Consider the following 11860-nt stretch of genomic DNA (forward strand, 5'->3'; position numbering starts at 1 on the left):
CAACGCCACATTGGGTGCGCCACATGCACCCAACGCCACATTGGGTGCGCCACATGCACCCAACGCCACATTGGGTGCGCCACATGCACCCAACGCGGCGTTGGGGCGGAACTGGGCGGGCTGAGGCGGAGCGGGCCAGGGCGGAGCGGGCCCGCTCGCGCGAAGGAGCGCGGGTCGCGGCTACTTCTCCGCGCTCAGCCGCTGCACCACCGGCACCAAGTCCGAGGCCAGCACCTGCCGCAGGAACACCGCCGCCACCCGGTGCTGCTTGTCCAGCACCAGCGTCGACGGGATGATGTTGCGCGGATATCCGGCCAGCTGCAGCAGCACGCGTCCGGACGGGTCCCAGATCGACGGGTACGTCAGGCCGCGGTCGCGCACGAAATCCTGGGCCACGTCGCGCGCCGGGTCGCGGACGTCGAGTCCGATCACCTGGGCGCCGAGCGGGGCCATCTGCTTGCTCGCGGTCTCCAGCTCGGGCGCTTCGGCGCGGCACGGGCCGCACCACTGGCCCCACAGGTTGATCACCAGGGCCTTGCCGGGGAAGTCCGCGATCGAGAGCTGTTTGCCCTCGTGCATCAGGTCGTCGCCGGCCAGCGTCGGGGCCTGCTGGCGCTCGTTCAGCGGATAGGTGATGTCGACCTTGCCGCCGGGCGAGACGAAGGTGAAGGTGCCGCCCGAGACGACCGCGTCCTTGCCGGTCGAGCAGCCCGTCACGACCAGCGCGGCGGCCAGCACCACCCCGAGCAGCCGCCGTTTCATGCGCCGGTCACCTTGGGGTCGGTGGTGCCCGCGGGCTCGCTGTAGACGATCTCCAGCAGCTCCTCGCCGTCGAAGACCAGGCTGGTGAGCGACGCCAGCGAGCACTGCCGCTGCCGCGGGTCGTGCCACAGCCGCTTCGCTTCCAAGAAGCGACGAAGCGTCCAGATCGGCAGCTGGTGCGACACGCACAGCGCTTCGCGCCCTTCGGCCTTTACGCGCGCACGGTGGACCGCGCCGAGCATGCGGTGTGCGATCTCGACGTACGGCTCGCCCCACGACGGCTTAAAGGGATTCACCAGGTGCGGCCACGCTTTCGGCTGCCGCAGCGCGCCGTCGCCCACTGCCACGCGCTGGCCCTCGAAGACGTTCGCCGCTTCGATGAGACCTTCGTCCGTCGCGATGTCGAGACGGTGCGCGCCCGCGATGGGCGCTGCGGTCTCCTGCGCGCGCTGAAGCGGCGAAGCGACGACGTACGCGAGGTCGTGCCCCGCGACCGCTTCGGCGACGGTGAGCGCCTGGCGCTGCCCGCGCTCCGAAAGCCGGAAGTTCGGCAGCCGCCCGTAGAGGATCTTCTCCGGGTTGTGGACCTCGCCGTGCCGCAGCATGTGGACAACGGTGGTCACGGGCGAACCGCCTCAGCCGCCGCGCGCGCCGCAGCCGGCAACGCAGCCTCGATGACGCCGAACGCTTCGTCGTCCATCGCGGCGTTCACGAAGTACACCTCGTACGCGCTTGGCGGCGGGTACACGCCCGCTTCGAGCAGCGCGTGGAAGAACGCGGGGAAGCGCCATGTCTCGGAGGCCTGCGCGTCCGCGTAGGTGCGTACGGGCTTGTCGGTGAAGAAGATGCTCAAGAGGTTGCCCGCGTACTGCACGGTGTGCGTGACACCCGCTTCGCTGAGCGCCTTCTCGAAGAGCCCGCCGAGACGCTTCGCGTTGGCGTCGAGCTTCGCGTACACCGCGTCGTCGGCTTCGCGCAGCGCGGTGAGACCGGCGGCGACCGCGACCGGGTTACCGGACAGCGTGCCTGCCTGATAGACGGGACCGCCGGGCGCGAGCTTCGCCATGATGTCCGCGCGACCGCCGAACGCCGCCGCGGGAAGCCCGCCGGACATCACCTTGCCGAAGGTGTAGAGGTCGCCCGCGACGCCTTCGAGGCCGAACCAGCCGGCGCGCGAGACGCGGAAGCCGGTCATCACCTCGTCCATGATCAGCAGCGCGCCGTTTTCGTGCGCGAGGTCACGCAGTGCGGCGTTGAAGCCGGGGTCCGGCGGCACCGCGCCCATGTTGCCCGCGGCGGCTTCGGTGATCACCGCGGCGATCTGGCCCTCGTTCTCCGCGAAGGACTTCCGGAGCGCGTCAAGATCGTTGTACGGCAAGACAATCGTGTCCGCGGCCTGCGCGCCGGTGACACCCGGCGAAGTCGGCGGCCCGAGCGTCGCGACGCCAGAGCCCGCTTCGGCGAGCAGCGCGTCGACGTGGCCGTGGTAGCAACCGGCGAACTTCACGATCTTGGCGCGGCCGGTGAAACCGCGGGCCAGCCGGATGGCGCTCATCGTGGCTTCGGTGCCGGAGTTGACCAGCCGGACCTGCTCGACCGGGCCGACCCGGCCGATGATCTCCTCGGCCAGTTCGACCTCGCCGATGGTCGGCGTGCCGAAGGAGAGCCCGTGCTCCGCGGCCGCGCGGGCGGCGGCCACCACCTTGGGGTGCGCGTGCCCGAGGATCATCGGGCCCCACGAGGAGACGAGGTCGACGTAGCGGTTGCCGTCGGCGTCCCACAGATGCGGGCCCTCGCCGCGGACCATGAACCGCGGCGTGCCGCCGACCGAGTTGAAGGCGCGCACCGGCGAGTTCACCCCGCCCGGAACGGCCGCCTTGGCGCGTGCGAACCATGCTTTGGACTGCTCGGTGCCAGTGCTCACCGCCCCAGTCTTGCAAATCCTCCGTTCGGGTGTCGGCGGCGCCCAAGCTGCCACCCGATTGCCACCCGGCACACCGGCCTTACCCCTCTTAAGATGGGCGCGCATGGACGGGGCGAGCCATGGAGGAGACGTGACGGCGCCCACACACCGCCGGAACCCGTGGCTGATGCTCGCGGTGTTCTTCGGGCTGGTCGGCGTCATCGCACTGGTGGGAGCGCTGGCCGCGACGACCGCGCCGGACGCCTACAACCGGTACGTGCTGCCGGAGTGGGCCCCGCCCTCGTCCCTGTTCAGTCCGGTGTGGACGGTGCTGTACGTCGTGCTCGCCTTCGCCGGCTGGGTTTATTGGCGCACCGACGGCGAGAACCAGGGCTTCGCCGCGTACGGCATCGGCCTGCTGTTCAACCTGATGTGGATCTCGCTGTTCTTCGCGGGCGGTTCCACGCAGGTCGCGTGCGTGGACATCGTGCTGCTCGATTTCACCGTGATCGTGACGATCGCGCTCTTCTACCGCCGATCCCGCACCGCGGCGCTGCTGCTCTTGCCGTATCTGGCGTGGCTGCTCTACACGACCGCGCTGAACGTCGCGATCATCGCGCTCAACGACGTTCCCTAACGGCCCGGCTGCGCCACGATCGCCTGCGCGGTCACCGAACCGTCCGATCCGGTGCGGCCCTGAACGGTCACCGTCTGGCCCGGCTTGAGGTCGCTGAGCTTGCCCGGCTGGGTCACCCCGACGGTCGTACTGTCCGAAGTGGACACTGTGACTTCGCTGCCCTGCACGGTCTTCAGCGTGACCGTGCTGCCGTCGATCTTCTCCACGGTGCCGACCGTCCCGCGACCGCCTGCCGTGCGTCCGCCGAAGCCTGCCCCCTGTTGCCCGGAACCCGCCCCAGTACCCGGACCGGCGGCCGTTCGGGCGCTGGAAGAGCCGCCCGACGGGCCGAACGCGGCATGCGTCCACGCGCCACCGGCGAACGCCAGCGCCAGCACGAGCAATCCGGCGAGCACGAGCGTCGGCTTGCCGAACGGCCGCGCGACCTGCTTCAGCTCGGCGGTGAGATCGCCCTCGACGGCGGGCTCGGCGATGAGGTCTTCCGGGCGCGGCGCGGCGGGCTCCTCCGGCGGGGTCGGAATGGGCTGGGTGGTCGACGCGGACATGACGCTCCTACTCGTGCCGGAGGGCGTCGATCGGCCGCAGCCGCGAAGCCCGGTTCGCCGGGAAACTGCCGAAGAAAAGCCCGATCAGGGCGGACACCGCGAAGGCCAGCGCGATCGACGACGGCACCACCACCGGCTGGATGCCCGCGATGCTGAACCGGCTGCCAACCACTCCGATCAGCACGCCGAGCAGTCCGCCGAAGAGGCTCAGCATGGTCGCCTCGGCGAGGAACTGGCCGAGGATCGCCGAGCGCGGCGCGCCGATCGCCTTGCGGATGCCGATTTCGCGGATCCGCTCGGTGACCGTGACGAGCATGATGTTCGTGACGCCGATCCCGCCGACCAGCAGCGAGATCGCCGCGACCGCGCCGAGGAGCACGGTGAAGGTCTGGATCGCCGACGTGCGGGTCTGCAGCAGCTGCGCGGAGTTCTGGATCTGGAAGTCCGGATTGGCCGAGGCCTGGATACCGTGCCGGGCGTCGAGAATCGCGGTGACCTCGGCTTGCGCGAGCCCGATCGAGTCGGCGTTGGTCGCCTGTACCGCGATCTGGTTCAGGCTGCCGTAGCCGGCGAGCGAGTTCTGCACCGCGCTGATCGGAGCGATCGCGACGTCGTCGGCGTTCTGCAGCCCGGTGCTGCCCTTGGTCTGCAGCACGCCGATCACGGTGAACTGGATGCTGTTGATCAGCACGTTCTTCCCGACCGGTTCGGCCGTGCCGAAGATCGACTGTGCTGTCGTCGGCCCGAGCACCACGACCTTGCGCGCCTGCGTCACGTCTTCGGCGCTGAACAACTGGCCGTCGGCGATCTGGCGGTTCGTGGTGGTGAAGTAGCTGGGTTCGGTGCCGACGACGCTGGACACGTCGTAGGAAGTCTGCCCGTACGTCGCGGTCGCACTGGTGTTCACCACCGGAGCCGCCGCCTTGACATCCGGCGCGCCCACCGGATCGACCAGCGCGTGCGCGTCCTGCACGGTGAGCGGCCGGACCTGGCTGGACTGTCCGCCGCCCCGAAGCGGCGACACGTTGACCACGTCGGTGCCGAGTCCCTGGATGCTCGCGGTGATCGCCGCCGAAGCGCCGTTTCCCACGGCTACCAACAAGATCACCGACGCGACGCCGATGGTGATGCCGAGCGTGGTGAGCACCGACCGCAGTTTGTTCGAGGCGAGGCCGCGAACCGCGAACCGCATGATCTCGACGAAGTTCACGCGACCACCCCGGCGCGGACCTCGTCCGACACGATCTGCCCGTCGCTGACCCGGACGACGCGGTGCGCGTGCCGCGCGACTTCGTCCTCGTGCGTGATCACCACGACCGTGCGGCCGAGTGCGTTGAGCCGGTCGAAGACGCCGAGGACGTCGACAGTGCTTGCGTGGTCGAGGTTTCCGGTCGGTTCGTCGGCCAGCAGCATCGCCGGCCCGCCGACCAGCGCGCGTGCCACCGCGACGCGTTGCTGCTGTCCGCCGGACAGTTCGTTCGGCAGATGCTTGGCCCGATCGGTCAGCCCGACCATCTCCAGCGCGGCCAGCGCCCGGCGGCGCCGTTCGCCCCGCTTGAGTCCGCTGTAGACCATCGGCAATTCCACATTGGACAACGCGCTGGTGCGCGGCACGAGGTTGAAGGACTGGAAGATGAAGCCGATCTTTCGGTTGCGCAGCAACGCAAGCTGGCGTTCGTTGAGATCGGCGACGGAGAATCCGTCCAGCAGGTACCGGCCTGAGGTGGGTGTGTCGAGACAGCCGAGCATGTTCAGCAGCGTCGATTTCCCGGACCCGGACGCGCCCATGATCGCCACGTATTCGCCCGGCCACACCTGCAGGTCGACCCCGCGCAACGCGTGCACCGCGGTTTCCCCGCTGCCGTAGGTCTTGCGCAGTCCGGAGACCGCGATCACCGGCTTCATCCCCGGCCCCCGCCGACGTTGCCTTGTCGGCCGCCGCCGAATCCGCCCTGCTGACCGCCGCCGAACCCGCCGAGACCGCCAGTTCCGCCGGTACGCTGCTGACCGTTGGACCCGCTCGACGTCGTCGGCGACGCAGCGGTGAGCACCACGCTGTCGCCCTCGTTGAGGCCGGACTTGATCTCCACAGTGGACTCTCCGCGCACGCCGACCTCGACCTGCCGCGTAACCGGCTGCCCGTTCTGCTCCACTGTGACCGCGTTCGTCGTCCCGCTGGTCCGCACCGCCGCGGCCGGAACGCTCAGCACGCCATCGGCTTCCGCGACCGTGATCACGACGCTCGCCGACTGGCCGGGCCGCAGCCCCGAGGGCGGATTCGTCAACGCCAGCTTCGCTCCGTAGCTGACGACATTGCTGCTCGTGGTCGGCGTGAGGTCGATGCTGGAAACGGTCGCCTGCAACGGCTGGTCCGGCGTCGCGTTCAAAGTGACCGTGGCTTTCTGACCGGTTTTCACCTTGCTCACGTCAATTTCCGCCACCGAGGTATTGACGACAAGGTTTCCCATGTCAGTGATATCGATAAAACCGCTGCTGCTACTGCTGCTGCTTGACGACGACTGCTGCCCGGATTGCCCACCAGAGCCGGAACTGGAACTCGACGAAGACGCACCCGCGGAACTGTTGCTGGAATTGCCCCCGCTGCCCGTTTGCTGCCCGACCGTCCCGTTAATCGCGGTGACTGTCCCCGCCCCCGGCGCGGTCAACGTCGTCGCGGAAACCGCCGTTTCCGCGTTGTCGACGTCCAATTGCGCTTGATCCACCTTGGCCTGAAGCGACGCGGTGCTGGTCTGCGCCTGGGTCGCGGTCTGGTTCGCCGGCGGGTTGTCCTGCGCCGTGGTGAGGTTGTCCTCGGCGACCGCGAGATTGGCCTTGGCGACCTGAAGCTGTTTGCTGGCCTGGGAAGAGTCGATCGTCGCGAGCTTCTGCCCGGCGCTCACGACGTCGCCGACCTTCACGTCGATGCCGGTGACCTTGCCGGAGGTCGTGAAGTTCGCGACGCCGGTGTACGTGCTCGCGATCGTGCCCGCCGCCGAAACGGTCTGGGAAACGTTCGCGCGCCGCACCGGAGTCGTGCGGGTTTGTGCCTGCGCTGTCGAACTCGCCGGCGAAAAGGCCTGGTAAATCCCGAAAGCCGCGCCGCCGAGCAGCACGACAAGGACTCCGTTGATCACCCAGGTTCGTGTGCGCAGCCGCGTCATGGCCGCAAGACTGCGGGGCCTGCTTAGCAGTTAGCTGTTGGTTCCCTGTGGGACAGCTGTGTAAGTCAGTCCTTCTTCTTTTTGTGCCGGGCACGCACCGCGAGCAGCAATTGCCGGACCGCGTCCACGACCAATACCGCCGACAGCGTGCCGAGCCCGAGCGCCCCGGCGATATGCCCGCCGAAGTACCGCTGCGACACCAATTGAGTGCCGTCGCCCGCCGTGGTGACGACCGTGACGATGCCGGCGTGCCACAGCGCGAACGCCGCCCACAGCACCAATCCGGCCACCACGACCTCGCCGAGCGCGACGAACGCGCGCCACGGCTGGTTCAGCTTCGTCTTCGGCTGCGTTTCCTCCGGCGGCCAAAGCCCGGCTCCGGTCGGCTGGGGCAGATCGATCACGGGGTCCAGCCTTTCAGGTTCGCCGTCGTTCCGCGTCCCTCGTGGGGGTTCAGTTCCGGGAGTCATCGGCCTGCTCCTCGGCATTCGGGTGGTTCTTCGCGGCCAGCTCGGCGAGCGCGGTCTTCAGCGCTTCGACGTCGCGGGCCCAGGCGAGCACCACCGTGCCGTCGTCCAGCTCCACCGGCAACTCGTCGTACTTCCGCGGCACCGACCAGCCACCGCCGAGAACGCGCGCCCCGACCGGCGCCCCGACGTCGCTCACCGAGGCGATCTTCTCGGCGGCCAACGTCTCCCGCCCTTGCCGCAGCCCTTCGGTGGTGACCTCCAGCGAAAGGAACCGCCGCCGCGCGTACACCCACGGCAGCGTCAGCGCGACCAGCGCGACACCGATCAGCACCCAGCCGACGACGTGCGTCGGCCCGGCGGTGGCCAGTTCGGCGAGCGCGCCCAGCAGCGCGAACAGCGGCCCCCAGACCAGGGCCGACCAGCCGACGCCAGGCTCGGAGTACAGCGTCCTTTCCGCCATTACAGGTTCTTGCCGACCTTCGGGAAGTAGCCCGCGACCTTCGGCAGGTACAGCAGGATCAGCATGGCGACGAGCACCAGCGACGCGATGAGCGAGAAGAGGCTGCGGATCACCCCGAGTTCGAACACGATGCCGAGCACCGCCAGCAGCGTCGCGATGCTGCGTGCGGACCGCGTGCCCTCGCGGGCCTTCCAGGCGAACAGCACGAGCAGCGCGCCGAAGCACAGCGCGCCGATCAGCATTGCCCACACGAAGAAATTCACGTTGGTCTGAGCCTGCTCGATGGTGAGCGCGTGGCCAGGCTGCTGCGGCTGCTTCATCGCGGCGTCAACGAGCAGATGCTTGAAAAAAATGATGACGATCTGACTCGCGACGACGACGAGCGCGGCCAGAATGGCGAGCGCGAACGCGGCATGCACCTCCAGCGGCGGCTGAGCCTTCGGCGCGGTCTCCCCCGGCAGCACCGGATCCGGCGCGCGCCCGCGCTTGCGGCGCTCGTCGTCGGTGAGCCCGGAAAGATCGTCCGAGGTCACGCTGGCTGGCTTCGGGGTGTTCTCGTCCTTCTCGACCACCCGAAAGACCCTACCCGGGCTCAGTCCAGCCAGGCCGCGGCCTCGGCCGCCCAGTAGGTCAGGATGACGTCCGCCCCCGCGCGGCGGATGGAGGTGAGCACCTCGAGGACGGTGCGCTCGCGCTCGATCCAGCCGTTCGCCGCGGCCGCCTCGACCATCGCGTACTCGCCGGAGATGTTGTACGCCGCGACGGGAACCGGCGAAATGTCGGCCGCCGCCTTGATGATGTCCAAATAGGACAGTGCAGGCTTGACCATCACCATGTCCGCGCCCTCGGCGAGGTCGAGTTCGAGCTCCCGCATCGCCTCGCGCGCGTTGCCGAGGTCCTGCTGGTAGGTCTTGCGGTCGCCCTTGAGCTGCGAGTCGACGGCCTCGCGGAACGGCCCGTAGAACGCGCTGGCGTACTTGATCGAATAGGCGAGGATCGCGGTCTCGCTGTGCCCGACCTCGTCGAGCGCCCGGCGGATCACGCCGACCTGCCCGTCCATCATCCCGCTCGGCCCGAGCACATGCGCCCCAGCCTCGGCCTGCGCGACGCCCATCTCGGCGTACAACCGCAGCGTGGCGTCGTTGTCGACCACACCGTCCGCGTCAAGCACGCCGCAGTGCCCGTGGTCAGTGAACTCGTCCAGGCAAGTGTCGGCCATCAGCACGGTCGAGTCACCGAGCTCGCTGCGCAGATCCCGCAACGCGACGTTGAGAATGCCCTTCTCGTCAACCGCGCCGGATCCCTCCGGATCCCGCTTCTCCGGAATCCCGAAGAGCATCAGCCCGCCGACCCCAGCGTTGACCGCGTCGACAGCGGCCTTGCGAAGAGTGTCGCGAGTGTGTTGAACGACGCCCGGCATGCTGGCGATCGGCCGGGGCGCGTCGAGCCCTTCGCCGACGAACATCGGCAGGATCAATTGCCGTGGCCGCAACGTGGTCTCACTGACCATCCTGCGCATTGCCGGAGTAGTACGAAGCCTGCGGGGTCGCTGCTCAGGGAACACACATCCAAGGTACTCCCGCGCTCAGACAATCTCTTCGGCGAGGGCGCTGGCCCGCGCCAGCCGACGGTCCGTCGTGAGCACCTTGGCGCCCAGGCTTGCGGCCAATTCGATATACAGCGCATCGACAAGCCGCAGGTCTCCGCGCCGCCCCCAAGCTCCTTTCGCCAATTCGACGACCGGGTGCCGGGTGAGCGGCAGGCTGGCCAACGCCTGGAGCGCGGCGTCCACTGTCGAAGCCGTCAGCACTCCGGCACGGCACAACCGGCCCAGCGCGGAGAGGACTTCAGCGTCCAGATGCGCCGGAGCGTGCAGCACCGTGCCGCGAAGCCGCGTCTTCACCTGGTTGCCACGGCAGGTCCCCGCGAGCACGTCCACCAGCGCCGACGCGTCGAGAACCGCGATTTCTCCTGGCGCTTCAGGCATCCGCGCGATCACCGAACTCGTCCTTGGCGGAATCGAGCGCGGCCATGGCGACGACGTGCGGCACCTCTCGGCTCGGCGCGGGAAGCGCGTCGAGCCAGGCGTCCGTGGCCTGCCGCTGCAACGCGTCGGACAGCGCCGACTGCACGAGCGCGCTGACGTTGAGATCAGCTTTTTTCGCTCTGGCGGCCAGCTCATCCGGCACGTAGACGTTCATCCTCGCCATACACACATCATACACACTCGGGCTCGCGGGCCGGGAAAAGCAGTGAAGGGCTCCTTGAGGGAATCTGATTCCCTCAAGGAGCCCTTCACGGACAAAACCTCAGCTGCGTCGGGTGCGCTTGGCCTTCCGCGGCGGCGGCAACGCGCCCTCCGCACGAAGCCGCGCGGCGTGCTCGGCGAGAGCGTCCACCAAATGCGGCACATCAGCCTTCTCCGGCTGAACATCCACCCGCAGACCGAATTCCACCGCGGTTTCCGCGGTCTTCGGCCCGATGCACGCGACCAACGTGCGCGTGTGCGGCTTCCCGGCGATCCCCACCAGGTTCCGCACGGTCGACGACGAGGTGAAGCAGACCGCGTCAAACCCGCCGGTCTTGATCATCTCGCGGGTCTCGGCTGGCGGCGGCGCGGCCCGCACGGTCCGGTAAGCCGTGACGTCGTCCACCTCCCAGCCGCGTTCGACCAGGCCGGCCGACAGGATCTCGGTGGCGATGTCCGCGCGCGGCAGCAGGACGCGGTTGACCGGGTCCAGCACGTCGTCGTACGGCGGGAACTCGGCCAGCAGGCCCTCGGACGACTGCTCGCCCGTCGGGACCAGCTCCGGGATGATGCCGAACGAGCGCACCTTCGCCGCGGTCGATTCGCCGACGCAGGCGATCTTCACGCCGGAGAACGCGCGCGCGTCCAGGCCGAACTCCTCGAACTTCTCCCACACCGCGCGCACCGCGTTGGTGGAGGTGAAGACGATCCACTGGTAGCGGCCGTCGACCAGGCCCTTGACCGAACGCTCCATCTGCGCCGGGCTGCGGGGCGGCTCGACCGAAATGGTCGGCACCTCGTGCGAGGTCGCGCCGTGGCCGCGAAGCCGCTCGGCCATCTCGCCCGCCTGCTCCTTGGTGCGCGGCACCAGGACCTTCCAGCCGTACAGCGCCCGCGACTCCCACCAGGACAGCTTCGAGCGCTGCCCGGCGGCCTGCCCGACCGTCACGACCAGCGGGCCGACCAGCTCGCCCGCGTCGTTCGCGACCGAGGCGAGAGTGGTGTCCAGCGTGCGCTGGGTGTTGATGGTGCCGTTCGCGGTGACCGCGACCGGGGTGGTGGCGGGCAGCCCCTTCTCGGTGAGCTGGCTGGCCGCCTCGGCGAGGTGCGCCGACGTCGCGTGCAGCACGATCGGGCCGGCGACCGCGGCCAGCGCGCCCCAGTCGACCTCGCCGCGGACGTCCGCCTCGGTGTAGGTGCCGCCGAGCGCGACCCCCGCGTACGCCGGCACCGCGGTGCCCGGCGCGACGCCCGGGATGACGTCGAACACGGCGGAGGTGCGGGCGACGGCCTGGACCTCGGCCACGACGGCCGGGCTGGTCAGCGGGTCGCCGGAGACCAGCCGCAGCGCGAGCCGGCCCGCCTTGGCCTCGGCGGTCAGGTCCTTGGCGACGTCGGACGGTTCGCCGACGGCGGGCCGGACCTCGGCGCCGGGGGCGGCGAAGGCGAGCACGCTGGCGGGCACGTCCGGGTCGGTCACCACGACCTCGGCCTTGGCCAGGAGTTCCTGGGCGCGGACGGTGAGCAGCCCGGCGTCCCCGGGGCCCGAGCCCACGAAGGCGACGCGCCCGGCGGTCTTGCGAGCAGGGGTCATCGTTGGTGTTCTTCTCCTCTTGGGCGGCCGGTGCTCCGGCCGCGGATGTCGGGCAGGTCGTGCGGGTGCGTGACGGCTGG

The 11860-nt window shown here is 69.3% G+C and carries 15 protein-coding genes; 1 reads left to right on the top strand and 14 read right to left on the bottom strand.

Annotated elements, in window-relative coordinates; genetic code table 11:
- Window positions 1-180: 180 nt before the first annotated feature.
- The 3 genes from ACFXI3_RS28540 to hemL are packed head-to-tail and all read right to left on the bottom strand — an operon-like array spanning window position 181 to window position 2686.
- A complete protein-coding gene (locus tag ACFXI3_RS28540; protein ID WP_378403577.1) occupies window positions 181-762 on the bottom strand; it encodes a redoxin domain-containing protein in 582 nt (193 codons plus the stop codon).
- On the bottom strand, window positions 759-1385 hold the full coding sequence (locus tag ACFXI3_RS28545; RefSeq protein WP_009071997.1) for a histidine phosphatase family protein: 627 nt from the start codon (window positions 1383-1385) through the stop codon (window positions 759-761). The genes ACFXI3_RS28540 and ACFXI3_RS28545 overlap by 4 nt, the downstream gene beginning before the upstream one ends.
- Complete coding sequence (gene hemL / locus ACFXI3_RS28550; RefSeq protein ID WP_378403579.1) at window positions 1382-2686, bottom strand: glutamate-1-semialdehyde 2,1-aminomutase; 1305 nt, start codon at window positions 2684-2686, stop codon at window positions 1382-1384. The genes ACFXI3_RS28545 and hemL overlap by 4 nt, the downstream gene beginning before the upstream one ends.
- Before the next feature lie 130 nt (window positions 2687-2816).
- On the opposite strand from hemL, the gene ACFXI3_RS28555 reads away from it, so the two are divergent.
- A complete protein-coding gene (locus ACFXI3_RS28555; RefSeq protein ID WP_378403581.1) occupies window positions 2817-3302 on the top strand; it encodes a TspO/MBR family protein in 486 nt (161 codons plus the stop codon).
- Here the strand turns inward: ACFXI3_RS28555 and ACFXI3_RS28560 are convergent.
- The 11 genes from ACFXI3_RS28560 to ACFXI3_RS28610 form a co-directional block, all read right to left on the bottom strand.
- The gene (locus ACFXI3_RS28560) at window positions 3299-3847 is read right to left on the bottom strand and encodes a DUF5666 domain-containing protein (protein ID WP_378403583.1); all 549 of its coding nucleotides are present in this window, start codon (window positions 3845-3847) and stop codon (window positions 3299-3301) included. The genes ACFXI3_RS28555 and ACFXI3_RS28560 overlap by 4 nt on opposite strands.
- Before the next feature lie 7 nt (window positions 3848-3854).
- Entirely contained in the window at window positions 3855-5057 is a 1203-nt protein-coding gene (locus tag ACFXI3_RS28565) for an ABC transporter permease (protein WP_378403585.1), read from the bottom strand.
- On the bottom strand, window positions 5054-5752 hold the full coding sequence (locus ACFXI3_RS28570; RefSeq protein ID WP_344288210.1) for an ABC transporter ATP-binding protein: 699 nt from the start codon (window positions 5750-5752) through the stop codon (window positions 5054-5056). Before ACFXI3_RS28570 ends, ACFXI3_RS28565 begins: the two co-directional genes overlap by 4 nt.
- Entirely contained in the window at window positions 5749-7008 is a 1260-nt protein-coding gene (locus tag ACFXI3_RS28575; RefSeq protein ID WP_378403587.1) for an efflux RND transporter periplasmic adaptor subunit, read from the bottom strand. Before ACFXI3_RS28575 ends, ACFXI3_RS28570 begins: the two co-directional genes overlap by 4 nt.
- Window positions 7009-7073: 65 nt before the next feature.
- A complete protein-coding gene (locus ACFXI3_RS28580; RefSeq protein WP_378403589.1) occupies window positions 7074-7412 on the bottom strand; it encodes a hypothetical protein in 339 nt (112 codons plus the stop codon).
- Window positions 7413-7461: 49 nt separating this feature from the next.
- A complete protein-coding gene (locus ACFXI3_RS28585) occupies window positions 7462-7938 on the bottom strand; it encodes a hypothetical protein (protein WP_344288206.1) in 477 nt (158 codons plus the stop codon).
- Entirely contained in the window at window positions 7938-8510 is a 573-nt protein-coding gene (locus ACFXI3_RS28590; RefSeq protein ID WP_378403591.1) for a hypothetical protein, read from the bottom strand. Before ACFXI3_RS28590 ends, ACFXI3_RS28585 begins: the two co-directional genes overlap by 1 nt.
- 20 nt (window positions 8511-8530) lie before the next feature.
- Window positions 8531-9502 (bottom strand): porphobilinogen synthase, encoded by a 972-nt coding sequence (gene hemB, locus ACFXI3_RS28595; protein WP_344288203.1) that lies wholly within the window; start codon window positions 9500-9502, stop codon window positions 8531-8533.
- A gap of 21 nt (window positions 9503-9523) precedes the next feature.
- Window positions 9524-9937, bottom strand: coding sequence for a type II toxin-antitoxin system VapC family toxin (locus ACFXI3_RS28600; protein WP_344288201.1), 414 nt, complete (start codon window positions 9935-9937; stop codon window positions 9524-9526).
- Window positions 9918-10148: a type II toxin-antitoxin system CcdA family antitoxin gene (locus tag ACFXI3_RS28605; protein WP_344288199.1), complete on the bottom strand. Its 231-nt coding sequence runs from the start codon at window positions 10146-10148 to the stop codon at window positions 9918-9920. Before ACFXI3_RS28605 ends, ACFXI3_RS28600 begins: the two co-directional genes overlap by 20 nt.
- A gap of 99 nt (window positions 10149-10247) precedes the next feature.
- The gene (locus ACFXI3_RS28610) at window positions 10248-11780 is read right to left on the bottom strand and encodes a bifunctional uroporphyrinogen-III C-methyltransferase/uroporphyrinogen-III synthase (RefSeq protein WP_344288197.1); all 1533 of its coding nucleotides are present in this window, start codon (window positions 11778-11780) and stop codon (window positions 10248-10250) included.
- Between the last annotated feature and the right edge of the window lie 80 nt (window positions 11781-11860).

Source organism: Amycolatopsis sp. NPDC059235 (assembly GCF_042754125.1).
Lineage (GTDB): Bacteria > Actinomycetota > Actinomycetes > Mycobacteriales > Pseudonocardiaceae > Amycolatopsis > Amycolatopsis albidoflava.

What these genes read in the sequence shown, in the direction of transcription:
- ACFXI3_RS28540 (WP_378403577.1), bottom strand. Translation starts at nt 762, where the DNA reads ATGAAACGGCGGCTGCTCGGGGTGGTGCTGGCCGCCGCGCTGGTCGTG.
- ACFXI3_RS28560 (WP_378403583.1), bottom strand. Translation starts at nt 3,847, where the DNA reads ATGTCCGCGTCGACCACCCAGCCCATTCCGACCCCGCCGGAGGAGCCC.
- ACFXI3_RS28570 (WP_344288210.1), bottom strand. Translation starts at nt 5,752, where the DNA reads ATGAAGCCGGTGATCGCGGTCTCCGGACTGCGCAAGACCTACGGCAGC.
- ACFXI3_RS28575 (WP_378403587.1), bottom strand. Translation starts at nt 7,008, where the DNA reads ATGACGCGGCTGCGCACACGAACCTGGGTGATCAACGGAGTCCTTGTC.
- ACFXI3_RS28585 (WP_344288206.1), bottom strand. Translation starts at nt 7,938, where the DNA reads ATGGCGGAAAGGACGCTGTACTCCGAGCCTGGCGTCGGCTGGTCGGCC.
- ACFXI3_RS28605 (WP_344288199.1), bottom strand. Translation starts at nt 10,148, where the DNA reads ATGGCGAGGATGAACGTCTACGTGCCGGATGAGCTGGCCGCCAGAGCG.
- ACFXI3_RS28610 (WP_344288197.1), bottom strand. Translation starts at nt 11,780, where the DNA reads ATGACCCCTGCTCGCAAGACCGCCGGGCGCGTCGCCTTCGTGGGCTCG.